The 24,337-nt window shown below is 64.2% G+C and carries 20 protein-coding genes and 1 pseudogene; 9 read left to right on the forward strand and 12 right to left on the reverse strand.

Annotation, left to right across the window (positions count from 1 at the left end; genetic code table 11):
• Nucleotides 1-171: 171 nt before the first annotated feature.
• The 10 genes from B5477_RS04240 to B5477_RS04290 form a co-directional block, all read right to left on the reverse strand.
• Complete coding sequence (locus B5477_RS04240) at nt 172-882, reverse strand: DUF2461 domain-containing protein (RefSeq protein ID WP_079698571.1); 711 nt, start codon at nt 880-882, stop codon at nt 172-174.
• A gap of 195 nt (nt 883-1,077) precedes the next feature.
• Entirely contained in the window at nt 1,078-2,478 is a 1,401-nt protein-coding gene (locus B5477_RS04250; protein ID WP_079698573.1) for an L-fucose/L-arabinose isomerase family protein, read from the reverse strand.
• Nucleotides 2,479-2,515: 37 nt separating this feature from the next.
• Nucleotides 2,516-3,358, reverse strand: a complete 843-nt coding sequence (locus tag B5477_RS04255) for a carbohydrate ABC transporter permease (protein WP_079698574.1) — start codon at nt 3,356-3,358, stop codon at nt 2,516-2,518.
• Nucleotides 3,355-4,272 carry a carbohydrate ABC transporter permease gene (locus B5477_RS04260; RefSeq protein ID WP_200806039.1) on the reverse strand — a complete coding sequence of 306 codons (918 nt, stop codon included), beginning with the start codon at nt 4,270-4,272 and terminating at the stop codon, nt 3,355-3,357. The genes B5477_RS04255 and B5477_RS04260 overlap by 4 nt, the downstream gene beginning before the upstream one ends.
• A gap of 99 nt (nt 4,273-4,371) precedes the next feature.
• Nucleotides 4,372-5,670 (reverse strand): ABC transporter substrate-binding protein, encoded by a 1,299-nt coding sequence (locus B5477_RS04265; protein ID WP_079698576.1) that lies wholly within the window; start codon nt 5,668-5,670, stop codon nt 4,372-4,374.
• Nucleotides 5,671-5,726: 56 nt separating this feature from the next.
• Nucleotides 5,727-7,190, reverse strand: a complete 1,464-nt coding sequence (locus B5477_RS04270) for a DUF5605 domain-containing protein (RefSeq protein ID WP_079698577.1) — start codon at nt 7,188-7,190, stop codon at nt 5,727-5,729.
• 2 nt (nt 7,191-7,192) lie between these two features.
• Nucleotides 7,193-8,683, reverse strand: a complete 1,491-nt coding sequence (locus B5477_RS04275; RefSeq protein ID WP_079698578.1) for an FGGY-family carbohydrate kinase — start codon at nt 8,681-8,683, stop codon at nt 7,193-7,195.
• Complete coding sequence (locus B5477_RS04280) at nt 8,680-9,615, reverse strand: transketolase family protein (RefSeq protein ID WP_079698579.1); 936 nt, start codon at nt 9,613-9,615, stop codon at nt 8,680-8,682. Before B5477_RS04280 ends, B5477_RS04275 begins: the two co-directional genes overlap by 4 nt.
• Nucleotides 9,608-10,432 carry a transketolase gene (locus B5477_RS04285; protein WP_079698580.1) on the reverse strand — a complete coding sequence of 275 codons (825 nt, stop codon included), beginning with the start codon at nt 10,430-10,432 and terminating at the stop codon, nt 9,608-9,610. Before B5477_RS04285 ends, B5477_RS04280 begins: the two co-directional genes overlap by 8 nt.
• 26 nt (nt 10,433-10,458) lie before the next feature.
• Complete coding sequence (locus B5477_RS04290) at nt 10,459-11,466, reverse strand: LacI family DNA-binding transcriptional regulator (protein ID WP_079698581.1); 1,008 nt, start codon at nt 11,464-11,466, stop codon at nt 10,459-10,461.
• Between the two features lie 368 nt (nt 11,467-11,834).
• On the opposite strand from B5477_RS04290, the gene B5477_RS04295 reads away from it, so the two are divergent.
• The 5 genes from B5477_RS04295 to B5477_RS04315 all read left to right on the forward strand — a co-directional run bounded on the left by B5477_RS04295 (nt 11,835) and on the right by B5477_RS04315 (nt 16,179).
• Nucleotides 11,835-13,205, forward strand: a complete 1,371-nt coding sequence (locus B5477_RS04295) for an ABC transporter substrate-binding protein (protein ID WP_079698582.1) — start codon at nt 11,835-11,837, stop codon at nt 13,203-13,205.
• Nucleotides 13,206-13,322: 117 nt separating this feature from the next.
• Nucleotides 13,323-14,201, forward strand: a complete 879-nt coding sequence (locus B5477_RS04300) for a carbohydrate ABC transporter permease (protein ID WP_423241243.1) — start codon at nt 13,323-13,325, stop codon at nt 14,199-14,201.
• A complete protein-coding gene (locus tag B5477_RS04305) occupies nt 14,201-15,031 on the forward strand; it encodes a carbohydrate ABC transporter permease (RefSeq protein WP_079698584.1) in 831 nt (276 codons plus the stop codon). The genes B5477_RS04300 and B5477_RS04305 overlap by 1 nt, the downstream gene beginning before the upstream one ends.
• A 24-nt stretch (nt 15,032-15,055) precedes the next feature.
• On the forward strand, nt 15,056-15,697 hold the full coding sequence (locus tag B5477_RS15015) for an alcohol dehydrogenase catalytic domain-containing protein (RefSeq protein ID WP_079698585.1): 642 nt from the start codon (nt 15,056-15,058) through the stop codon (nt 15,695-15,697).
• Nucleotides 15,694-16,179, forward strand: a complete 486-nt coding sequence (locus tag B5477_RS04315) for a zinc-binding dehydrogenase (protein WP_079698586.1) — start codon at nt 15,694-15,696, stop codon at nt 16,177-16,179. The genes B5477_RS15015 and B5477_RS04315 overlap by 4 nt, the downstream gene beginning before the upstream one ends.
• Here B5477_RS04315 and B5477_RS04320 read toward each other — a convergent pair.
• Together B5477_RS04320 and B5477_RS04325 are read right to left on the reverse strand one after the other, a co-directional pair.
• Nucleotides 16,176-17,945 (reverse strand): sensor histidine kinase, encoded by a 1,770-nt coding sequence (locus tag B5477_RS04320; protein WP_079698587.1) that lies wholly within the window; start codon nt 17,943-17,945, stop codon nt 16,176-16,178. The two genes, B5477_RS04315 and B5477_RS04320, sit on opposite strands and share 4 nt — an antisense overlap.
• 31 nt (nt 17,946-17,976) lie before the next feature.
• Nucleotides 17,977-19,476, reverse strand: a complete 1,500-nt coding sequence (locus B5477_RS04325) for a response regulator transcription factor (protein WP_079698588.1) — start codon at nt 19,474-19,476, stop codon at nt 17,977-17,979.
• Nucleotides 19,477-19,587: 111 nt separating this feature from the next.
• Between B5477_RS04325 and B5477_RS04330 the strand changes: the two are divergent.
• The 4 genes and pseudogenes from B5477_RS04330 to B5477_RS04350 all read left to right on the forward strand — a co-directional run bounded on the left by B5477_RS04330 (nt 19,588) and on the right by B5477_RS04350 (nt 24,326).
• Nucleotides 19,588-20,574: pseudogene (locus tag B5477_RS04330) on the forward strand (carbohydrate kinase family protein).
• Nucleotides 20,552-21,382, forward strand: coding sequence for a class II fructose-bisphosphate aldolase (locus B5477_RS04340; protein WP_079698591.1), 831 nt, complete (start codon nt 20,552-20,554; stop codon nt 21,380-21,382). Before B5477_RS04330 ends, B5477_RS04340 begins: the two are co-directional and overlap by 23 nt.
• Before the next feature lie 22 nt (nt 21,383-21,404).
• Nucleotides 21,405-22,835: an aldehyde dehydrogenase family protein gene (locus tag B5477_RS04345; RefSeq protein WP_159448923.1), complete on the forward strand. Its 1,431-nt coding sequence runs from the start codon at nt 21,405-21,407 to the stop codon at nt 22,833-22,835.
• A 99-nt stretch (nt 22,836-22,934) separates the two neighbouring features.
• Nucleotides 22,935-24,326 carry an L-fucose/L-arabinose isomerase family protein gene (locus B5477_RS04350; protein WP_159448924.1) on the forward strand — a complete coding sequence of 464 codons (1,392 nt, stop codon included), beginning with the start codon at nt 22,935-22,937 and terminating at the stop codon, nt 24,324-24,326.
• The last annotated feature ends 11 nt before the right edge of the window (nt 24,327-24,337 follow it).

A 24,337-nucleotide genomic window follows, 5' to 3' on the forward strand; every position in this document is an offset into this window, starting at 1 on the left:
GTTGTTGAGATAAGGATAGCATGTTCCCTGAAAGGATGCAAGCTGGGGCAACATTATTGCCCCAGCTCGCCAGGGGCAACATCATTGCCCCAGCTCGCCAGGGGCAACATCATTGCCCCAGCTCGCCAGGGGCAACACCGTTGCCCCAGCTCGCGGAACGGCCGGTTTGGTTCAGCCGATCGCGGCCGCGGCGCGGGCGGCCTCGTTTTGCTGCTCCTGCAGCGCCGCCGCCGTCAAAAACCGGTAGATGGGCCGCAGCAGCATGAGCTCCCGCGCGAGGGATTGTGCCAGCCTGTCTGAGAAGAGCAGGTCGGCGTCGTCGCTGTGCGCGTCGAAGCTGATGTTGCGCCGCTCGAGCCAGAGGCGCAGGTTCTCGGGCTGGTCGGGAAAGTGCGGGCGCTTGTAGCGCTCCCCCTCCATGTGATAGACCGACTGCCCCTCAAAGGCGCGCAGCGCGCTCATAAACGTCTTGTCCCCGCAAAGGATCATCTGGCGCAGGGTATCCATATATCCGGTCGAGGCATGGTAGAATCCGCAGCCATGGTTGTAGCCGCTGCCGGTAATTTCGAAATAAAAGCCGGGGTAGTCGGTGCCGTGCATCTTCCCGCGCTTGAAGATGATCCACATGGTGTCGCGGTAGAGGGATTTGTCCTTGCTGTAGCGGGTGTCCCGCCAGATCCGGCAGATGGTCTTATCCACCCGCGGCTCGGTGGTGAACTGCTTGTCGATCTGCAGCATGGCAGGGGTCAGCTCGCGCACCAGCTCGCGCATCGGCGCGATGACATATTTCTGATACTCCGCCTTGTGCTGCTCGAACCATTCGCGGCTGTCGTGCAGCCGGTTTTCAAAGAGGAAATCCAAGGTTTTCATCGAAAAGGGCATGATCCGACCTCCTTTTTATGTCAGCCGCCGGCTGGTTTTGCAGGTGCAAAAGGGCCTGCCGGGCAAAATGCCGCAGACAGAGGGGGCAAAACAGCAGTACCTCTCCCTACAGTTTAGCACGGCGGGAAAGAGGACGCAAGACGGGGAAATGGGCAAGGGCCCCGAAGCGTATGCTTCGGGGCCCTTGGAGGCTTATCATTCTCCGCGGATGGCCGCCTTGACCTCCTCCTCGATGGGGTCGTAGAGGTCGGGGGCCACGCCGATGTACTTGCAGGCCTCATAGAGCACCGGTACCACGTCCCGGTGGATTCCGACACAGTGGTGGATGTAGGGGCCGCAGACCAGCTTCTCCTCCAGCCTCGGCCAATTCTGCACCTCCACCCAGAGGTAGGTGCCCTTGGTATAGGGGCCGTCGATCCCCTTGGCGTGTCCGAGCAGGAGGGAGTATTCCCCGTTGTCCCCGTCGAACCGGCAGAGGGTGATGTCGCCATGCTTGGCCTCGGCCTCGATCGCGCCGGGGTGGGAGAAGGCGAGTGGGAAGCCGAGCTTCGGACGGCTTTTCGCCACCGAGAGCGGCCAGGGGCCGCAGTGCTGGAGCAGCTCGCCGTTCGGGTTGTCCGGGTGGCGCACGGTCCAGTCGGCGAAGAAGCTGCGGGCCTCCCCCATCGCCGCCGCCTCGGCGAGCAGTGCGGTGATCGCCCCGTGGATGTCGGTCTCGCAGACGACGGGTGTTCCTTCCTCGTTCAGCAGGGAGTTGGCCGCGCAGGGCATGATCCCGGTTTCGCTTTGCAAGGCGTTCCAGCATTGGATGGCGGCCGCTTGGCAGCCGTAGCGCCCGAGCAGGCGCCGGACGGCGATCTTGAGCGCGGCGACCTGTTCGAGCGCCTCGTCGCCCACCCCGATATCCATCTGCCGGCGGCAGTACGCCACGACCCTTGCGACCTCGTCCCGCTCGCCGCGCGCCCTTTTCATTTCGGCGGTCAGCTCGGGCAGGGGGACGGGTGAGAGCTGCACGCCGAAGCGCTCGAGCAGCTCGCCCTCGTTACAGATGGTGCTGAAAAAATCGAAGGGCCGCGGGCCGATCTGCAAGATCCGGATATTGCGAAAGGTGCGCACCACGTTGCAGACGGCCAAAAAGTTTTTGATCCCCCGCCCGAAGGCGGGGTCGTGAAGGTCGCAGTTGCACAGGTAGGTAAACGGCACCCCGAAGCGGCGCAGCACCTTGCCGGTGGCGAACAGCCCGCACTGGCTGTCCCGCAGGCGCACCCCGTTTTCGTCCGGGCGCTCGTCGCGCGGGCCCCAGAGCAGTACCGGGACGCCGAGGGCCTTGGCCAGGCGCGCGCAGACGTATTCGGTGCCGAAGTTGCAGTGCGGCAAAAAGAGCCCGTCCACCCGCTCACAGCGGAATTTCTCGGCGATTTTCTGGCAGTCGCCGTCGTCGTAGAGCAGCCCCTCGGGGTTGATATCGTCGATGTCGATGAAGGATACCCCGAGCTCGCGCAGCCGCGCGCGGGTGAGGTCGGCATATTGAACCGCGGCCGGGGCGCTGAAGATCGAACGCCTCGTCGGCGCGAAGCCCAGCTTGATCGTTGACATATAATCGGCCTTCTTTCTCTTTCCGTATTGCGATAGATTAAGTCTTGACGGCGCCGGCGGTCAGGCCCTCGATGATGTAGCGCTGCAGGAAGGCATAGAGGAGGATCATCGGGACGATCGAGAACAAAAACGCCGCGAAGGCCAGGTTGTAACGGAACATGTGGGCGGATTTGAAGTTGTACTGGTACAGCGGCAGGGTCCAGTTTTTCGGACTGCGGTTGAGCATGAGCACCGGGAGCAAAAAGTCGTTCCAGACCCACAGGGTGTCCAGGATGATGACGGTGGCGGTCATCGGCTTGGAGATGGGGTAGACGATCTTAAAGAAGGTCTGCACCGTGTTGCAGCCGTCGATGGTGGCGGCCTCCTCGATCTCCAGCGGGATGGACTTTAAGTACCCGACGTAGAGGAACACGCCCTCGCACAGGCCGAAGGCCACATAGCACAGCACCAGGCCGACCTGACTGAGCAATCCGAATTTGGTCATCATTTGGGTGAGCGGGACCATGAACACCTGGAAGGGCACGAACACGCCCAGGATGAAATAGATGTAGAGGAAGCGGTAATACCGGCTGCGCTGCATATTTCTGGAGATGGCGTAGGACACCATCGGGATGAACACCGCGATGATCCCCACCGCCCCCGCCGTGACGCCGATGGAGTTGGCGATGTAATTCCGGAAGTATTCGTCCGAGACGACCGCCGCAAAGTTCCCGAGATAAAGGCCGGAGGGGAGGGAAAAGAAGCTCCTCGCGGATTCATCCAGGGTCTTGAAGGCGGTGACGAAGGTGATGTAGAGCGGAAAGGCGATCACCAGGGTCCCGGCGATAACGAAGAGGTAGACCAGGACGGTGAGGAGGGGCAGGGGCTTTTTCGTCTTCATAGCTGGCCCACCTCCACTTTCGAGCTCGCCTTCATCTGGACGAAGGTGATGACGATGATGACCAGCAGCACCACCATCGAGATGGCCAGCGCGTAGGACATCTTGAGGCTGTCGTAGCTCAGATCATAGATCAGGATCCCCACCGATTCGGTCGCCCGCGCGGGGCCGCCGCTGGTGGTGGCGCGGATGTAATCGAAGACCATCAGTCCCGCCTTGAGCACCATGACGAACGCCACGTTGAAGGTGGGGAGCAAAAACGGGACGGTGATCTTGCGAAACGTCTGAAAGGGGGAGGCGCCGTCGATGATGGCGGCCTCATACAGGTCGGTGGGGATGTTCTGCAGCCCGGCCAGGATGAGCACAAAGGGGATGGCGGTGCCCTGCCAGATGTGGATGAGCAGAATGCCGTACATGGCGGTGGCGGGGCTGCCGAGGATGTTGACCGAAAGCCACTCGATCCCCAGCGCCTGGCCGATGGCCGGGACCACCCGGAAGAGGATTTCGTTCCAGGTCATGCCCACGACGATGAGGCTGAGCACCGCCGGGAAAAAGAAGATGGAACGGAAAAACGTCTTGGAGCGCCCTTTGAGCACATAGTGCAGGATCAGCGCCAGCACGGTGGCCAGGGACAGCACGCACACCAGAAGCAGCAGGGAATATTTGAAGGTGAAGCCGAAGGCGTGGAGCACCCGTTTGTCTGAGAATATTTTAGCGTAATTGGCAAGGCCGATGAACTTAATGTTTTTGGAGAGCCCGCTCCAGTCGGTCATGCTGTAATAGACCCCCTGGAAGACCGGGATGACAAGCAGCAGGGTATAGAGCAAAACGGCGGGCGCAGTGAAGAAAAAGTGGGTCAGGCTCTTTTCGGTCATCCGTTTGCGCTTCGCAGTTTGTGCCGGTTTCGTTTGTTTCACTGCAACCAACCTTTCCTATCCGGGCAGATGATGAAACTTCTGGGAGGAGGGGGTGCGGCAGGCGAGCCTGCCGCACCGCTTCTCGGTATTATGCGGGGGTCACTCGTTTTGATTGGTGTTGAAGACGTCGACCCATTCGGCGGTGAAGGCATCCAAATCGCCGGACATGTACAGCGTCTGCACGGCGGCGCCGAAGGCGGTGCTGGAGGCCGAGGTCCAATATACGTCGGGGTTGAGCTTGTAGTTGCCGCTGGCGATGATCTCGGCCTGGTAGGCCATGTGCTCAGGCGTGTATTCGCAGGACTTGATGCAGGAGATCGAGCCGTCATGCTCGGCGTAATAGGTGGCGAACTCCTCACCGGTCAGGAAACCCGCCCAGGCCTTGGCGGCGTCGGGCACGTCGGTGTCGGCGGCAATGCTCACCGAGAAGTCGCCGGCGTAGGCGCAGGCGCGGGTGTCCTCGGCGGTGTCGCCGGGGATGGGGAAGAAGCCCAGGTTGATGTCGGGATTGGCGGCGGTGATGCTCGGGAAGGACCAGCTGCCGTCGATGAGCATGGCGCTCTTTCCGGTGGCGAAGTCGGCGAAGGTCTGCTCATAGCTAAGGCCGATGACGTCGTTTTGCGAGTTCTGGACCATGCTGTAAAGGATTTCGCCCATGCGCTTCATCTCGGATCCGTACTCCTTGGAGAGGTCGAGGGTGCCGGCGTTGGCGTCGGCGATGAAGGCGTCATAGTGGGGCATCATCGGCAGGAAGCACTGGGTCACCTCGCGGGTATGGCTCTCGGTCTGGGCGCCGGTGGTGAAGGGGGTGATCCCGGCGGCCTTGAGCTTCTCGCAGTTCTCGAGCATCTCGGGCCAGGTGCTGGGGATGGAAAGGCCGTTTTCCTCGTACATATCCTTATTGTAGAAAACCCCGGAGGTGTTGTAGGAGATCGGCACCACGTAGTTCTTGCCCTCGCGCAGGAAGGGGGTCAAAGCCGCCTCCTGGACATTCCCTAAAAAGTCCGCGCCGGTGATGTCCATGACATAGCCGGCGTCGACCATGCCGAACCAGGAATTGTTGGGCCAGATCACGAAGGTATCCGGGGTGTCGTTGGCGGCCATGCGGGACATGAGCACCTGGTCGGAATCGGCCACGACGGTCTCCTTCACGGTGATGTCGGGGTTGGCGGCCTGGAACTGCTCGATCCCCCAGGCGATGATCTCGGAGATTTCGGGCTTCTGGTTGAAGAACTCGACCTCGACCTTGCCGCCGGCGGCCTCCTCGGAAGCCTGTGAGGCGGGTTCGCCTGCGGCTTCGCTGCCGGACGATTCCCCGCCCGAGGACGAGGCGCAGCCGGCCAGAAGGCTGGCGGCCAGCAGGATGGCGGTTGCGGTTGAACCTAGTTTCTTAAACATTTGCTTTCCTCCTGTTTCTTATTCAAACGGCATACGGCCGCTTGAGGTTTTGAGCTTTATGCTTCGTCTTGCAAAAACAGCACCGCCATATACTGCCTGCCGGGCAGCTCCAGGCGGAAGTTCCCCTCGTGGGTGCCGGGCAGCGCCTCATCCGTCATGTTCCAGGTGTCGATGAGCCGGGCGCGGTAACGCTTGCCGCGCGGCAGGTCGAAGACCCGGAAGGCGGGCTGGTAGCCGCCGAAGTAGAAGAGGTAGACTTCCTCCCCGATCACTCCGCAGGTCATGTCCCAGTAGTAGTCCGTGCTCCACACGGGCTCCTCGGCCGGCGAGAGGGGGGCGGGCAGGCTCTCGACGAGCCGGCGCAAAAAGGCGATCCGCGCGGGGCTCTCCCCATGCAGTTCCCCGCCGTGGCTCCACCAGAGGATATCCCTCGGGTGGACGTAGGTCTCGCCGTGGCTGACGTAGCCCCCGCGCAGCACCCCCTCCCAGAAGCGGCGGGTCATCTCCTGCGGAGTGATGTTGCCCCAGCAGTGGTTGATGTTCCCCTCATAGGCGCATTCGTCCACCACCACCGGCTTTTGATATTCCTGCCGCCAGAGGGCGGTGTTCTCAGTGGTCTTGTAGAAGTCCACCCGCTGGATGCTGCAGTGGGTGATCCAGGGGCGGCCGTGGTCGTAGAATTTGCCCCAGTTGTGGATCGAGCACAGGTGACGGTACGGGTCGCACTCCTGCAGCAGGCTCCCCAGCGCCTCCCAATCCCCCGGGCTCTTTTCGGTCAGGTCGTATTCGTTGGCCATCGCCCACCAGATGTTGGGAAAGGCGGCAAGGCGCGCGGCGAGGTAGCGAAGGTAGCGCATGTCCGCCTGACGGCCCATTGTGGCGAAGCCCCAGCGGTCATAGGGGTGGAAGAGGATCAGATCGGCTTGGATCCCGAGCTCTCCCAGCCGGGCGATGCAATCTTCCAAATTTTGATAGAACGCGGGGTTGGGGCGGGTGAAGTCGAACCCCTCCTGTGGCGAGCCCGCAAAGGGATAACACTCGGGCTCGGCGCGGTTGTAGTCGTAGGACTTGGGGAAGACGCACATGCGGATTTTATTGAAGCCGCTGCGCCCCAGGGTACATAGGGTCTGCTCGCGCAGCGCGGCGTTTTGGTGGGCCCAGGCGTAGCAGGTGGTGCCGAAGGGATAAAAGGGCGTGCCGTCCCGATAAGCGAAGTGGAAGGTGTCGAGCACCCCGACCGGCCCGTGGCTTCCGGGCTCGGGCGGGGTACAGAGAAAGGCGCCGCAAAGCCCGTCGAGCGCCGGGGCGCTGCTATGGGTCCGGTAATGCCACTCCCCCTCGCGCTGTGGCAGGAAGCGGATACGGAAGACCCCGTCCCCGTCATAAAAGCCGCCGATCCGCTGGGAATCCTCCCCGTGGATGAAATCGGCGCAAAAGGACACCTCCGTAAAGGGATTGCCCTCCCGGGGCCCCTGGAAGGAGAGCTCGAGCATGCTCCATTTTGCTGTGGTCTGATCCATCGTTACCTCCTGTCGTCGTTTTGCATGGCGAGGCGCAGCGCATGCTGCCAGCCCGCGCAGAGCCGCGCGCGGGTTTCCCCGTCCATCCTCGGTTGGTAGACGGTTCCCGTGGCCCCGTCGAGCTCCCGGCCGGTGTAAAGGCCGGCACTGATCCCCGCGGCGAGCGCCGCGCCGAGCGCCGAGAGCTCCCGGCACTGGGGCACCGTGACGGGCAGGGCGAGCAGATCGCTTTGGAACTGCATGAGATAGCGGTCCCTGGCCCCGCCCCCGTCGGCGTACAGGGCGCTGGGCGCGATTCCCGACGCCTCTCCCAGCAGGGCGGCCACGTCGCGGATCTGATAGGCAATACTCTCCTCGGCCGCCTTGACGAGCTCCGCCCTGCCGGTGCGCCGGGTCATCCCGCAAAGAACGGCCTTGGCGTCCGCACACCAATAAGGGGCCCCCAGCCCGGTGAAGGCCGGGACGAGATAGGTGGTGTCCCGGGGATCGGCCGCACCCGCCAGCTCCCCGGCCCGGTCGGCGCTATCAAGCAGACCGAGGTCCTTCGAGAGCCAGCTCATCACCGCCCCGGTGTAGTTGACGTTGCCTTCGAGCACGTAAGTGGTCCCGCCGTCCAGCTGCCAGCCCACCGAGCAGGCCAGCCCCTGTGTGGGGGCGAGCGGGTGGGGGCCGATGTTCATCATCACCGAGGAGCCGGTGCCGTAGGTTGCCTTGGCCATCCCCGGCGAGAGGCAACGGTGCCCGTAGAGGGCGGCGTGGGAGTCGCCCATGGCCGCGAGGATGGGCACCGGGGCGGGGAAGTACCCGTCAAGGTCGGTCTCGCCGAAGAGGCCGTTCGAGCCGTGCAGCCCCGGCAGCCATTCGGGGCGCAGCCCGAAGAGGCGGCAGCACCCCTCGTCCCAATTTAAGGTCCCGAGGTTTAACAGCTGGGTGCGCGAGGCGTTGGAACAATCGGTGTAAAAACTCCTTCCGTCTGTGAGCTTATAGATGAGCCAGCTGTCCATCGTGCCGCAGCAAAGATCATTTTCCCGCGCGGCGGCCGCGGCTTCGGGGACGTTTTCGAGGATCCACCTGAGCTTCGCCCCGGTGAAATAGGGGGAGAGGGGCAGGCCGCTTGCCTTTACAGTCTCCTCCCCGCCCGCTGATTGCAGCCGTTCGCACACGTCCTTGGCCCTGGCGCACTGCCAGACAACCGCGTCGCAGACGGGCAGGCCGGTGTGCCGGTTCCAGGCCAGGGCGGTCTCGCGCTGGTTGCTGATCCCGATCGCGGCGACCTGCCGCCGGTCGATCCCGCTGCGGTCAATAAGTGATTTGACCGCCTCCAGCGCGTTTTGATGGATTTCCATCGGGTCGTGGGAGACCCAGCCCTCGGGCGAAATCAGCTGCCGGTGGGGGAGACCAATTTGTGCGATCAGCTCGCACCCCGGCCCGAAGAGGAAGGCCTTGGTGGACGAGGTGCTCTGGTCCAGCCCGATCACATATTGCGCGCTCATCCTCTCACCAGCCTTGCCGCCGTGTCGGCGAGATTCTGCGCCGTCAGGCCGTAGTAATCGAACACCTCGCGCTGGGAGCCGGCGATCAGAGGCGCGTCCGGCAGGGCGATCGAGCGCACCGGGCAGCCGCCGCGGCGCGCCGCCGCCTGCGCGCAGAGCGCGCCCAGCCCGCCCTGGGGCTGGTGCTCCTCGATGGTGACGATCCCGCGCGTCTCTGTGGCGGCGCGCCGGACCGCCGCCTCATCGAAGGGCTTCAGGCAAAAGCAGTCGAGTACCCGCGCTTCGATCCCGCTTTCCTTGAGCAGCGCAGCCGCGTCCTTCGCGATGGCCACCGTCTCCCCGCAGCCGATCAGCGTCACATCCCGGCCGGGGCGGACCTCGATCATCCGCCCGGGGGTAAGGTCCTGCGGTTCGGATTCGTAGACGTCCCGCGAGGGGGAGCGCGATACCCGCAGGTAGGCGGGGGAGCCGTCCTTTAGTAGGAGCTTCATCAGCGCCTGCGTCTCGTGCCCATCGCACGGCAGGAAGACGCGCATCCCCGGCAGGGAGGTAAAGGCGGCGATGTCCTGGGTGGAATGGTGGGTCATGCCGAGGGCCCCGTAGCTGATCCCGCCGCTGATCCCGATCAGCTTGACATTGGCGGCGCTGTAGGCGACGTCCACCTTGGCCTGCTCGAGCGCGCGGGAGCTTAGGAAGCAGGCGGGCGAGGCGGCGAAGGGCCGCTTGCCGCACAGCGCCATCCCGGCGGCGACCGAGACGAGGTTCTGCTCAGCGATCCCCAGCTCGACGAACTGCGAAGGAAACCGCTCGGCAAAGGGGGCCAGCGAGGCGGAGCCGCGCGAATCGCTGCAGAGCACCACCAGGTCCCGGTCCTCACCGGCGGCCTTTAGAAGCTCCTGGCAGATGATTTCCCGGTTGGAGCACTCAGGCATGTTCTTCACCTCCCGAAAGTTCGCGCGCGGCCTGCTCATATTCCGAGGCGCTGGGCACCCGGTGGTGCCACTCGGGCCGGTTCTCCATGAAGGAGACCCCGCATCCCTTGACGGTGTTACACAAAATTACGGTGGGCGCGCCCATCGGCGTCTTTGCGACGGTCAGCGCCTGGTCGATGGCCTCGACGTCGTTACCGCAGATTTCCAGCACCCGCCAGCCGAAGGCCTCCCAGCGCTTTTGCTGCGGGTCCTGGGCCATCACCTGTTCGGTGGGGCCGGAGATCTGCAGCCGGTTGCGGTCCACCAAGGCGATCAGCCGTTCCAGATGGTGGTGCGAGGCCGCCATGGCCGCCTCCCAGACCGAGCCCTCGGCGAGCTCCCCGTCGCCCATCACCACATAGACGAAGGAACCGGTTTGGTTCATCCGCTCGGCCAGCGCCATCCCGACCCCCAGCGAAAGCCCGTGCCCGAGCGAGCCGGTATTCGCCTCCACCCCGGGCACCTTGCGGTTGGGGTGGCCGGGCAGGCCGGTGCCGAAACACCCCATGCTCTCCAGCCGCTCGGGCGGGAAGAAGCCCTTCCCGGCCAGCGTGCAGTAGAGCGCCTCGGCCGCGTGCCCCTTGCTGAGGATGAAGTGGTCCCGCCCCGGGGTGTTCCAGTTTTGCGGGGTGATGTCCATCTGGCGGTTATAGAGAACGTTTAGAATGTCGCAGACGCTGAGGTCCCCGCCGATATGCCCGCCCCCGGCGTGGTAAACGGTGTCGAGGATCTGCCGGCGCAGCCGGCGGGACTCCTGTTTCAGTTCACAAAGCTCCATGACGGCTCCCTTCTCAAAGTGGTCGGCTACTCCTCGGGGAGCTTTCGCACGCTCTCCCGCTCTACAAATTCGGTACAGATCTGAATTTTGGAACAGACCTTGGATTTCGATTTCATTTTTTCCAGCAGCCTGCGCACCGCCATGCAGCCCATCTCCTGCTTGAAGACCCGGATGGTGGTCAGCGTCGGCGAGGTGACCGAGCAAAACGGCATGTCGTCGAACCCCACGATCGACACGTCCTCGGGGATGCGCACCCCGCTCTCCTGCAGCGCCTTCATCGCGCCGAAGGCGATGATGTCGTTGTCCGCGAAGTAGGCGGTCGGGAGCTTCGGCAAGGTTTTGAGATAGGCCAGCATGTCGTGGTAGGCCCCGTCCATGGTGGGGGTCAGGCGCACGACGTAGTCGGCGTTCGGGCGCAGTCCGTGGCGCGAATGCGCCCGGCGGAAGCCCACCCCGCGGTAGTAGAAATTCTTGATCGGGATCGCGCTGCTCAAATACCCGATGTTGCGGTGCCCCTTGCGGATGAGGTAGTCCACCGCGCCGCAGACCGAGTCGGTGTTGTTGATGAGCACCGTGTCGAAGGAAAGGGTGTCAAACCAGCTGTCCAGCACCACCACCGGCGCGATGGCCCGGCGGAAGAGCTTGACATCCTCCTCCCCAAGCTCGGTGGCCAGCAGCAGGATCCCGGAGTTGTGGTCGCCCAGCACCTGCTCGAGGCGCATTTTGAAGTCGGGGCTCTTCTTGTCCAGGTTGCACACGGTGGTTTCAAAGCCGTGCAGGCCGCTTTCCTTTTCCACCCCCTCGATAAGGGAGGAGAAGAAGGGGGTGTCGGCCACCACCAGGCCGCTTCGCTTGAAGATGACCAGCTTTATGCTGCTGATGCGGTTCTCGCTGATATAGCCCGATTCCCTGGCGATCTTTAAAATGAGCTCGGCGGTGTCCTTGTTCACGCCCTTTTTGTTGTTGAGCACGTTGGAAACCGTGGCGGGCGAGAAGCCGGAAAGCTCGCTGATCTGACGGATGCTGACCTTCATATTCGCAACTCCTTTGCTAATTCAATTATAAAAAATTTATATAAAATATTTCAATAAAGCCCCGGGGTTCCGCTCTGCATTTTGTCGGATAATCAAAATTTACCTTGGCAATTATGGGGAAAAGAAACGAAAATACAGCCGGTTCTTGATGGAAATTACATTATTTTAGCGGGGTTTTATATAAACGTTTATATAAATATTTAAATAAAAGTTTATATTTTACCAAAGAAAGGAAGAAATTGTCGTTTCCCATATGATTTTGAAAGATTTATAATGTTTTTTATAGATTTTCACATGTTTTTGCAAATCCCGCTTCTCTATAATGAAATCACGGCAAACAAGCGGCTACAACAAAGGAGGAAAGCAAAATGAATAAACGGGCAATATCTCTTCTGATCGCGGCGGCCATCTGCGGGATCACCGTGCTGAGCGGCTGCCAGGTGACCACCAGCAGCGAATCGTCGTCCGAGGCGCCCGCTCCCGGGAGCGCACCCGCCCAGAGCGAGGAGAGCGTGGCCAGCGAGGCCCCCGCCGGCGACAAGATCGAATTCGAGCTCATGCACCTCATGCAGGAGTCGACCAAGCGCGCGGGCGTGGACGCCTGGTGCGCCTCGGTCAATGAGGAGCTGGGCGGCACGGTGGACTTCATCAACACCAGCCTGACCCAGTCCCAGTACAACACCACCATTAAGACCAGGCTGGCCGCCGGCAACCCGCCCCAGATGATCTGGGGACGCCCCGGCACCTACCCCGAGATCATCGCGGCCGGGCACGCGCTCGATCTCAGCGACTGGGACTTCGTCGCCAAGATGAGCGAGGAAAACAAAAAGGCGGCCTGTGACCCGGAGACCGGCAAGGTCTACTCCATCAACTTCGACAAGCTCTATTTCATGATCTTCTACAACAAGGACATCTTTGAAAAGGAAGGGCTCGCGCCCCCGACGAGCCAGGAGGAGCTGATCGCCGTCTGCCAGCACTTCGCGGACAAGGGACAGTACGCCTTCGCGCGCGGCTACCAGCCGCCCAATGAGGTGCCCCTCACCGAGTTCAACGCCCGCATCCGCTGGCAGCTGATGAGTGAGGACCCGACCTTCTTTTTGGACGTGATGGCCGGCGAGCGGGTCCCCTCCTCCAGCGAGCACTGGGTCAGCGGCTGGTATTCCTGGGCCGATGTGCTGAGGTTCCCGCGCGAGGACGACATGGGCCGGGACGTGGACAAGATGTACCAGCTCTTCGCCAGCGGCGAGTACCCGATGTACACCAGCGGGACCTGGAGCATAGGCGAGGTCAAGAAGTATAACCCCGACATCAACATGGGCGCGCTGCCGATCTTCTCCCGCGAGGGCAACAAGGTCTGCGAGCAGATCGACGGCAGCATGATGGTCTCCTCCAAGGTCGCGGGGACCCCGGCCGAGGATGTGGCCCGCAAGCTGACCGACCACATCGTCTCGCCAGAGGGGGTCAGGGAGTGGATCGAGAACGCCCAGACCGTGCCGGCGACCGACGACCCGGTCGCGGCCACCATGGAGCCGGTTTTCGCGGACATCGCAACCTACCGTGAGAACGACCAGCTGGTCAACACCGGCTATATCTCGGACTTCACCGGCGAGTTCTGGACCAGGTGGGCCGAGCTGACCACCGAGTTCGCGGCGCTCGACGACTATTCCGATGCCTCGGTCGAGGCCTTCATCCAGAAGGTGGACGGCGAGTTCGCAGCGCTGGCCCAGAAGAACCAGTAATTATTAAAGCATTGGGGAGCGCCCGTTCGGCATCCTCGAAGGAGCGGGCGTCCCCGCCTGGGGACGCCCGCTTTCTGCCCCGGAGGGACCGGGGCGGGGTAATTTCCACACTGGGAGGTGTTCATTTTGAAACCACGTTCGTCCCTCGCCGCGCGCCAAAGGGCTGCAAACTTCTGCTTTCTCGCCCCGGCGTTGCTGCTCTTCGTGATCTTCATCCTGCTGCCCTTCATCCAGGGGATCCCGGTCTCGCTGACCAACTGGAACGGGGTGACCGTCGAGCATGGCGAATTTGTGGGGCTGCGAAACTATGTCAATATCTTTAAGCAGGGCGACTTCAACAAGGCGGCGGGGGTGACGCTGCTCTATACCCTGATCACCGTCACCTGCACCAATGTGCTGGGACTGCTGCTGGCACTGGGGGTCCAGCGCACGGGCAAGCTCAACAACTTCCTGCGCTCGGTCTACTTCATGCCCTTCGTCATCAGCCTGATTCTGGCCGCCTATACCTGGCGCTACCTCTACAGCGACATCGTCAACATCGCCTTCGGGCTGCACAGCCCCTTGGGGTCGATGCGCTACGCCCTGCCCGCGGTGGCCGGGATCGCCGTCTGGCGGGACGCGGGCTATGCGATGGTGGTGTACCTCGCGGGGCTGCAGATGGTCCCGCGCGACTACTACGAGGCCGCCGAGGTCGAGGGCGCCGGGGCGCCCACCCGCTTTTTTAAGATCACCCTGCCGCTGATCATGCCCTCGGTCTCGGCCAACGTGGTACTCACGCTGGCCTGGGGGCTCAAGCAGTTCGACCTGGTGATGGCGGCGACCGGCGGCGGGCCCGGCAAGGCGACCGAGACGCTGGCGGTGGTCATCTACAAAAATATCTTCGAGTTCATGCACGCCGGCTACGGGCAGGCGGCGGCCATCGTCTTCACTGTCTTCGTGGCGGCGGTCAGCTCGGCGGTCTCCTTCCTGCTGCGCAGAAGGGAGGTCGAGCTGTGATGGAGAAGCGTTCGCGCGCCATTTACTGGCTGACCAGGGTGCCGCTGATTCTGGCGGCGCTGGTGGTGCTGCTCCCGTTCTATGTCTCGTTCGTCTACTCGGTCAAGAGCGCCAAGGAGATCGCCTTTACCGGCATGGCCTTCCCGACCATCATCCACCTGGAGAACTTTACCGACGCGATGGCGAAATCCAACTTCTGGCTGGCGATGAAGAACAGCTTACTCACCACCGTGCCCACCGTGCTGCTGCTGATCGTCGTGGCGCCGATGGCCGCCTATGTGCTGGGACGCAACACCTCAAGGGGCTACAACCTTCTCTACTCCCTCTTCATGGCGGCGCTGCTGATCCCCTTCCAGTCGATCATGATGCCCCTTTACAGCGACCTGCGCTCCCTCGGGCTGATCAACACGCCGCTCGGCTTCGTGCTGGTGCGCAGCGCCTTCGCACTGCCCTTTAACATCATGGTCATCACGGGGTTTGTCAAGAACGTCCCGCGTGAGATGGAGGAGGCCGCCAGGATCGACGGCGCTGGCGCCGCGCGGGTGTATTTTCGGATCGTCTTCCCGCTGCTGCGCCCGGTGGTGGCCTCGATGGTGGTCATCAACGCCCTGGACGCCTGGAACGATTTCCAGCTGGCGGTCATCTTCATGATGGACAAGAAGGCGCACACTCTGCCGGTCATGCTCTACAGCTTCTTCGGGCAATATTCGGTCGAGCTGGGGATGGCCTTCGCCACCACCACCCTGTCTATGATCCCGGTGCTGGCGTTCTACCTGCTCATGCAGCGGCACATCGTCTCGGGCGTCATGGCGGGCGCGGTCAAGGGCTAAACACGAGGAGAAAGGGAGGCGCCTATGCGGCAGATGATGGCGGCGGTGACCCACCGCGCGCGGGAAATGTCCCTGGAGGGGCGGCCGGTGCCGGTCCCCGGCCCCGGCGAGGTGCTGGTCAAGGTGCGGCATGTCGGGATTTGCGGGAGCGACTTGCACTTTTACCGGTACGGCTTCGAGCGGGAAAACCTCTTCCCCAAAATCCTGGGGCATGAATGTTCAGGCGAGGTGGTCGCCTTCGGCGACCGCCTCGCCCAGGGAGTTGCCGCCGAAGGCGGCAACTCCACATGGGAGGATGCCGGTTTCGGCGATCACCTCGCCCAAGAAAGCAAAGTTTTGGACGGGCAGGGCAAGCCCCTCGCACCCGGCGACCTGGTGGCCGTCGAGCCGGGGGCGCCCTGCGGGGAGTGCGAGTGGTGCCGGCGGGGGGAATATAACCTCTGTCCCAATCTTCGCTTCCTCTCGGCCTTCCACGACGACGGGTGCCTGTGCGAGTACCTCGCCTTCCCGGCGCGCATGTGCCATAGGCTCCCGGCTGGGATGGACACCCTGTGCGGGGCCATGCTCGAGCCCTTCGCCGTCGGGCTGCACGCCGCCGCGCGCGGGGGGGGGCGGCCCCGGGCAAAAGCGCCGCCCTGGTCGGGGCGGGATGCATCGGGATCATGACGCTGCTCTCCCTGCGCCTGCGCGGGGTGGAGGAGGTCTTCGTCCACGACCTGAGCGGCTTCCGTCTGAAGCGCGCGCAGAGCCTCGGGGCCTTAAGCGCCGGGGACGGGGACTTCACCGCCGGGGTGCTGGAATGCACCGGCGGGCGGGGAGTGGACATCGCCGTCGACTGCACCGGCAGCGCGGCGGGAGCCTACAGCCTGCCCGGGCTCTGCCGGCGGGGCGGGGTCTGCGTGCAGGTCGGCAATATCGGGCACGACGCGCCCTTCGACTACTATAACTTTTACGAGAAGGAGCTGCAGCTGCGCGGGGTCTTCCGTTACCGGGGCTGCTACCCGGCGGCGATCGCCGCGGTGGCGGCCGGAAAAGTCGACCTGCGCGCGCTGGCGGACCGGGTGTTCCCTTTTACGGAGTCGCCCGGGGCGTTCGAGTACGCGCTCGCCCACAGCGAGGAGGCCCTCAAGGTGATGATCGAGTTTTAGTCCGCATAGGGGCGCAGCGGCAGGCGCACCTCGACCTTGGTGCCCGCCCCCGGCTTCGATTCGATAAAGAGGCCGTATCCCTCGCCGTAGCGCAGGCGGATGCGCTCCTGGACGTTATACAGCCCAATGTGGGCATGGTGCCCGCCCCCGGCGGGGCGGGGGACGAGCGCCTCGTCCGGCGGCAGCTCGAAGCCCGCGCCGTTGTCCACCACGGTGAGGACCAGGTCCCCCGCGCGCTCCTCGGCGTGGATCAGCACCTGGCCCACCCCGCTCTTGCGTTCGATCCCGTGCAGCACGGCGTTCTCCACCAGCGGCTGCAGCACGAAGGAGGGGGCCTCCATCCCCATCAGCCCGCTTGGCACGTCGTAGGTGAAGCCCACATTCCCCTGGTAAATCTGCTCATAGAGGGTGGTGAACTTGGAGACGTATTCCACCTCGTCGCGCAGGGGGGCCGCGGGGGCGGTGCGGCTCACGCTCGCGCGCAGCATGTCGGTGAGCATGATGATCATCGAGCTGATCTCCTCCTCCCCGCGCAGCAGCGCGAGGCTGGAGATCGAGTCGAGGACGTTGTAGAGGAAGTGGGGGTTATATTGGCTGCGCAGCGCGGCGTAGCGCGCCTCGAGCAGCCGGAGCTCCTGCGCCTTGCGATCCTCCCGCTCGCTCGCGACCTGCTCGCCCAGGGCGATGATCCGCTCGCGCATGAAATCGAAGCGCAGCGCCAGCCGCCCGATCTCGTCGCGGCTGGTTGGCACCACCTTGACCCCCCAGTCGCCGCTGGCGATGATGTCGATGTTCTTCATCAAAATGTCCACGTTCTCGGTCATGCTGCGGGAGATGAGCACCGCGATGAGCACCGCGAAGAGCAGCAGCACCCCGCACAGCAGGAAGATGGTGCGCAGGATGATCCGCAAATCCTGCGCGATGAAGCGGGTGTCGATCACGTTGACCAGCTTCCAGTCCTGCCGCCGGCTGCTCATGCCGGTGACGAGGTAACTCTCACCGCCGTAGTCGAGGGTGGAGAAGCTCGGCTCGCGCGTGCCGCCGCCCTGCAAATAGGTCTCATAGGCCAGGCGCTGCAGCGCGGGGTCGCCGGGCTCGACCGCGAAGATCGGCTCGCCCTGGGCGTTGTAAAAGGCGGTGGAGTCGATCGAGGAGTCCCGCACGTCCGAATAGAACCCCTCGAAGGCGCTGGCGGGGATCCCCACCACGATGGTCCCGAGGTCCTGCAAGTTTTGCGCGCTGATGATGGAGCGTCCCACCCGGATGGTGTCCCCGTCCTGGGTCCAGGAGCAGGAGCCGCGCAGGGCATAGAGCTCCTGCTGCAGCGCTGCCAAGTCGAGATCCGGCAGGTCCTCCTTCGAGCGCTTGGTCAGCTCATAGAGTCGCCCGCCCCCGTCCATCAGCAGCACATAGTCGTAGTAGTCCGAGGCGTGCAGCAGGCTTTCAAGCTCGGCCACCAGGCGCTGGCGGTTGGAGAAGTCCTCCGTCGCCCCCTGCGCCGCGCCGAGCGCGCGCAGCAGGCCGGGGGACTGGGTTTGTAAAAACAGGGTGTCCTCGATGTCCTGGGTGCGTTGCTCCAGGCTCATGATCATCTGGGCGTTGGCCGCGTTGGTGTAGCGCAGCGCGAGGGTGCGGTTGATGTTGTAGCTCAGCGCGTAGTTGGTCGCCCCGGTGACGGTGACCAGGGTAGCCATCACCAGCAAAAAGGAGACGAGCAGCTTGGTGCGCAGGCTCAGATCGAGGAAGCGGGAATAGAGGCGTTTCATCGGGAAGGGCTCCTTTCCAAAGCGCGGAGGCTCAACAATTTTGCTGGCGGTACTCCTTGGGGGAGAGGCCGGTCTGCTTTTTAAAGACCTGGTAAAAGTAGGCGTAATCCCGGTAACCCACCAGCCCCGATACCTGCTGCACCTGCAGCCTCACGTCGCGCAGCAGCTCCTTGGCGCGCTCGATGCGCACCCCGGTGAGCAGGTCGACAAACCCCTTGCCGGTCTGGCGCTTGATGAGGGTGCTCAGGTAGGCCGGGGCGAGGAAGAAGGTGTCGGCCAGGGTTTGCAGGGTGATCTCCTCCTGGTAGTGCGAACCGATATAGCTAAGCGCCGCGCGCACCAGGGGGGAGCACTCCTCATACTGCTCCCGCTCCCGCAGCGGGGCCAGGAATTCTTCCAGGAACTGCGCGGCCTCCCCGGCACTGGAAAGGTCCCGGATTTTGCGGATCACCTGCCGCGGCAGCTCTTTGTCCTTGTCCGGGCGCTCGCGCAACAGCGCCTGGCACAGCTGGATCAGGCAGTTTTGCATGGCGTAGATGCTCCCGGTGCTCTCGACGATCCCGCCCACGGCCGTCCGGGCGAGCGCTGCGGGCTCGCCCGGGGCGAGCAGCGATCGGCAAAGCCCGGCGATGTCCGGCGCTTCGGGCAGCTCGCCCTCCTCGCGCGCAGCGGCGAGGGAGACGGCCGCTGCGCCCCGCAGGCGCAGCGCCTCGGCCGCGCCCTTGGCGCGGTCGCAGCAGCCATCGGCCTGGCGCAGCTCCTTCGCCGGACGGCTCAGGCCGATCTGGCACTCGCCCAGCTTCTGGCGCAGGGACCCCATGGCCTCGAGCGCGCGGGCGCAAAAGCGCTCGGGGGAAACGGGGCGTTCGCTCCACAAAAAGAGCTGGCGCTCGGAGGCGAGGTAGCATATTTTCAGCGAGTAGCCGCGCTCGAGCGCCGGCAGCAGCCCTTCGAGCGCGGGCACGCCCGGGACAATTAGCTTGGCCACGGCGTAGACGGCGGAGGCGATCCCGGCCTTTTGCAGGCGAAGGCGCAGCTCCTCTTCCTTCCCGGAGGAGTCGAGCAGCAGCGCAGAAAGCGCCTGTGCGCGCAGGGAGAGGCGCGAGCGGGAGAGCTCGGTATGCAGCGAGGAAAGCTCCTCCTTGGCTTCCTCCTCCTGCCGGATGAGGCCGACCGCCCGGCGCACCGCCTCGCAGAGCTCCTCGGTTTTCAGGGGCTTTAACAGGTAATCCACCGCGCCCAGCTTTAAAAACGACTGGGCGTAGGCGAAGCTCTGGTAGCCGGTCACCGCGATCACCTTGGGCGGAGATGGGAGGGCGCTGAGGTTTTGCACCATTTCGATCCCGCTGTAGCCGGGCATGCGGATGTCGGTGACGACGATCTGGGGGCTCTCCCTGCGGATCAGCCGCTCGCCCTCCAGACCGTCCGGGGCCTCGCCCACCATCACGCAGCCGAGCGCCGCCCAGTCGATGGCGCGCAGGATCGCCTGGCGGGTGTAGTAGTTGTCCTCGATGACGGCGACACGGATCATAACGGCCTCCAATTGGTAGGATATACCAAAAATATTTAATGCAATTCTGCGAATATGGTTAGCTTAGCCGAAAAAACAGAGCTTGTCAAATATCGGGAGAAGGTGTCGGAGATGGAAGAAAAATTGCAGGTGGTCTGCGCGGGCCACGCGGTGGTGGATGTGCTGCTCGACACGGTGCGCCCGCCCATGCTGGAGCATGACGGCCCGCTGCGCGACGCCTCCCTCGCCCCCGGCGGGGACGCGCTCAACGAAGCGCTGGCCCTGCGCCGGCTCGGGGTATCGGTGGGCTTCCTTGGCCAGCTGGGGGAGGACCTCGGCGGCGAGCTGCTGCTGACTCTGCTGCGCCGTGCCGGCGTGGACGTCGGTGCGGTGCGCCGCGGTGGGCGAACCACCCTGTCGGCCGTCAACCTGCTCCCCGGCGGGGAGCACCGGTTCTGGTCCTTCCAGAGCGGCGGCAACGCGCTGCAGGCCGACATGCTCGACGAGGGGATGATCGCGCGCGCCAAGGTGTTTTGCATCGGCAGCCTCATGCCCCATTCGGGGATGGACTTTCCGGGCCTTGGGGAGGTCTGCCGCCGGGCCAGGGCGCAGGGCGTGCTCACCGCGGCGGACGCCGTACTGCCGCCGGGGGACTACGACCAAAATGAGATGACGGCCCAGCTGCTGCCGGTGATCCGGCAGCTGGATTGGTTTTTGCCGAGTATCGGCGAGGCGTCGGTGCTCACCGGGGAGCGGGAGCCGCGCTTAGCGGCGCGCGCCCTGCAAGCGGCGGGGGCGCGCGGGGTGGTCTTAAAGCTCGGCGCGCGCCGCTAAGCGGGCTCCCGCTGCTGCCTGCTGGCGGCGGGGGGACGGGAGCTCATGGTCCCCGCCTACCCGGTCCCGGTCGTGGACACCGTGGGCGCGGGGGACAACTTCGTGGCCGGTTTTTTGGCGGGGCTGTCCTTCGGCTGGAGCGATAGGCAATGCGCGCGGCTGGCCGCGGCGGCGGGGGCCCTGTCCACCACGGCGCACGGCGCCGCGGGCGGTCTTAAGGACCTCGAACAGGCGATGAAACTGATGAAGGGGAGTAACGAAGATGAAACTGGTAACGCTTTCTGAAATCCTTGAGGGGACGCGGGCGGGGCATTATGCCGTGCCGCACATGAACGTGTTCGACCTGTCCATGCTGCACGGGGTGCTCGCGGCGGCCGAGGAGGCCCGCTCGCCCCTGATCGTGGCCTACGGCGAGGGCTTCTCGCCGGTGATGAAGCTCGAGGAGTTCCCGGGCATGGTGCGCTCGGTGGCAGAGCGCTACCATATCCCGGTGTGCATCCACCTCGACCACGCCTTCGACCTCTCGCTCATCGAGCGGGCGGTAAAGTCGGGTTACACCTCGGTGATGCTCGATGTTTCCAACCTCCCGCTGGAGGAGAACATCGCGCAGACGAAAAGGGCGGTTGGACTCTGCCGCCCGAAGGGGATTTCGGTGGAGAGCGAGCTCGGGCACGTCTCGGTGGGCGCCGTGCAAAACGACGGCGCGGCCTACACCGACCCGCAGGAGGCGGGCGAGTTCCTCGCGCGTACCGGGGTGGACGCGCTGGCCGTCTCGATCGGGACGGCGCACGGGGTCTATACGGCGGTGCCGAACCTGCGTCTCGACGTACTGGAACGGATCGCCGCCGCCACCGACAAGCCGCTGGTGCTCCACGGCGGGTCGGGCCTGACGGATGGGCAGTTTCACGCCTGTGTGCAGCGTGGGATTTGCAAGGTCAACATCCACACCGACCTGGCGCAGGCGGCGATCGGACGGGTGCGCCAGCGGGCCGCGGGGCTTAATTACCTGGAGCTCTGCGCCGAGGTGCAGCGGGCGGTGCATGACGAGGCGATGCACAAGATCGCCCTGTTCGGCAGCCAAAACAAAGCCTAGAGAACAGAAGGGAGAAACGAAGATGGAAATGCTTATCGGTGGAAAGAAATGTCCGGCGGCGGGCGGGGAGGTGCTCAATGCGATTAATCCCGCGACGGGCGAGGTGATCGGCACCTTCCCGAGCGCCGGGAAAGAGGATGTGGAGCGCTGCCTCACGCTGGCGCGGCAGGGGGCGGAGCGCTGGGGCGCGATGTCGATGGACGCGCGCACGGCGGTTTTGGAAAACGTGCCGCGGGTCTTTGAGGCGCACCGGGACGAGCTGTGCGCGCTGCTCTGCGCCGAGATGGGCAAGCCGATCCGGCAGTGCGGCGAGGACCTGGATGTGACGGTGGAAATCTTTAAAAACCTCTGCGAGGAGGCGCGGCATCTCGCCGGCAGCTCCTTTATGGACCTGTCGGCGGCCGGCTGCATGGGCGACGTGCAGTTCACCCGCTACGAGCCGTTGGGGGTGGTGGCGTGCATAGCACCCTTCAACTTCCCCTTCGACACCCTGACCCAGAAGGTGGCCGCCGCGCTGGTCATGGGCAACAGCGTGGTCATCAAGCCGCCGACCGACGTGACCCTCTCGCTAATCCGCTACACCGAGCTGCTGATCGAGGCCGGCGTTCCGGGCGACGTTGCCCAGATCGTCACCGGCCATGGGGCGGACGTGGGGGACATGGTGGTGCGCTCAGAGAAGGTGGACGCAATTTCCTTCACCGGTTCGACCGAGGTGGGGATCGAAATCTGCCGCAATTCGGCGCCCTATCTGCACCGGATGATCATGGAGCTGGGCGGCAACGACCCGTTCATCATCTTCGGGGACGCGGACCTGGGCCACGCGGTGCAGGAGTGCTGGATGCGCCTGCGCAACTGCGGGCAGACCTGCTGCGCCTCCAAGCGTTACATCGTCCACAACTCGGTCAAGGACGCCTTTGCAGGGAAACTGGTCCAGTGGCTCACGGGCTTTAAAACCGGAGACCCGGCCGACCCGGCGACCGACGTTGGCACCTTGATCAACGAGCGCGCGGCCAAGGAGGTCGAGGAGCAGATCGCCCATACGGTGCGCCAGGGGGCGAAGCTCCTCTACGGCGGGGAGCGCAAGGGCGCCTTCCTCACCCCGGCGGTGCTCGTGGACGTGACCCCGGACATGGACGTGGCCAAGGACATGGAGATCTTCGGGCCGGTCTTCCCGATCATCGGTTTCGATACCGAGGAGGAGGCGCTCGCACTCGCCAACCAGACCAGCTACGGCCTCAACGCCGGGTGCATGAGCGGGGATATGATCCGGGCGCTGCGGGTGGCCTCAAAGCTGCAGGCTGGTACGGTGGTGCTAAACGGCTGCTCGACCTGGCGCGGGCTGGAAATCCCGTTCGGCGGCTACAAGATGAGCGGCCTCGGGCGCGAAGGCGGACGCTACAGCCTGCTGACCATGTCTCAGGAGAAAACGGTTGCGATCCGCTACGTGCGCTAGCGCGCCCGATATGCGCAATCATGGGGGTCGCCGAAGGCGCCAGTGCGCAATCATGGGGGTCACAGACCCCCGTGAGTGGATCATTTAGGACAAGAAAGGGTGTATCCGTTGTTTGGTGATTATAAAGTAGTGCTCGGCGTCGCCCCGACCCGGCGGGACGTTTTCCCGCCGCGCGAATACGCGCTCGAGAGCAAGGCGAAGGTGATGCCCGGGCTCTATGAAATCTTCGGTAAAATACCCGATCTCGAGGTGGTGGACCTTGAAGGGGTCTGCGAGGACGGGCTGCTGATGGACCTCGGCGAGATCGACGCGGTGGTGCGCCGCTTTCGCGAGCGCGGGGTCAACGCGCTGTTCCTGCCGCACGTTAACTTCGGGCAGGAGGAGGCGGTGGCGAAGCTCGCCGCCGCGCTGGGGGTTCCCACCCTGCTGTGGGGAGCGCGCGACGACGCGCCGCCAGAAAATTATGCCACCCGCCACACCGATACCCAGTGCGGCCTGTTCGTCAGCGGCAAGGCGCTGAGCCGCCGGGGAATCCCCTTTTCCTACATCGAAAACTGCTGGCTGGACAGCCCGAAGCTGGAAAAGGGAATCCGGGACTTCCTGGGCGCCGCCACCGCGGCCCGGCGGCTGCGCGCGCTGCGGGTGGGGCAGCTCAGCGTGCGCCCGCGGCAGTTTTTGAGCGTGCGGGTGGACGAAAACCGGCTGTTGGAACGCTTTGGGATCGACGTGGTAGCCATCACCGGGGCCGAGGTGCTCGAAGAGGTCCAGGACGTGCTGCGCGCGCGGGACGGGGAGTTTGACGCCGTCGTGCAGGACATCTCGGAAAAGGCCGACTGCTCGGCCATAGACGGCGGACAGCTCGACAAGATCGCGGCGCTCGAGTGCGCCTATCTGCGTCTGGCGAGGCGCTACAACCTCGACGCGCTGGCGGCCGACTGCTGGCACACCTTCCCGGATATGCTGGGGATCGTGCCCTGCTTCGCCAACGGCGACACCGCCGAAAAGGGCCTGCCCGTCGCCTGCGAGTGCGACATCCACGGCGCGGTCTCGGCGGCCCTGCTCTACGCCGTCAGCCGGGGGGAGGGGGTGCCCTTCCTGGCCGACCTGACCATCCGGCATCCGCAAAACGACAACGCCGAGCTGCTCTGGCACTGCGGGCCCTTCCCGAAATCGCTGTGCGAGTCCGGGGTCATGCCGGCGGTGGTGGACTGCAAAGGGCAATACGAGCTGCGGGGCGGCACGCTGACCCTCTGCCGGTTCGACGACGAGCGGGGGGATTACCGCCTCTTTGTCGAGAACGCCGCGGGCACCGACGGGCCGCCCACCGGCGGGAACTACCTCTGGATCGAGACGAACGATTGGCCCGCCTGGGAGCGCAAGCTGGTCTGCGGGCCGTACATCCACCACATCGCGGCCATCCACGGCGACTGGGCCGAACCCCTGCGGGAGGCCTGCCGCCTGATCGGGGGCCTGACCCCCGAGAGGGTCTGAGCAAGAAGGAG

The organism is Provencibacterium massiliense, assembly GCF_900169495.1.
Classification (GTDB): Bacteria; Bacillota; Clostridia; order Oscillospirales; family Ruminococcaceae; genus Harryflintia; species Harryflintia acetispora.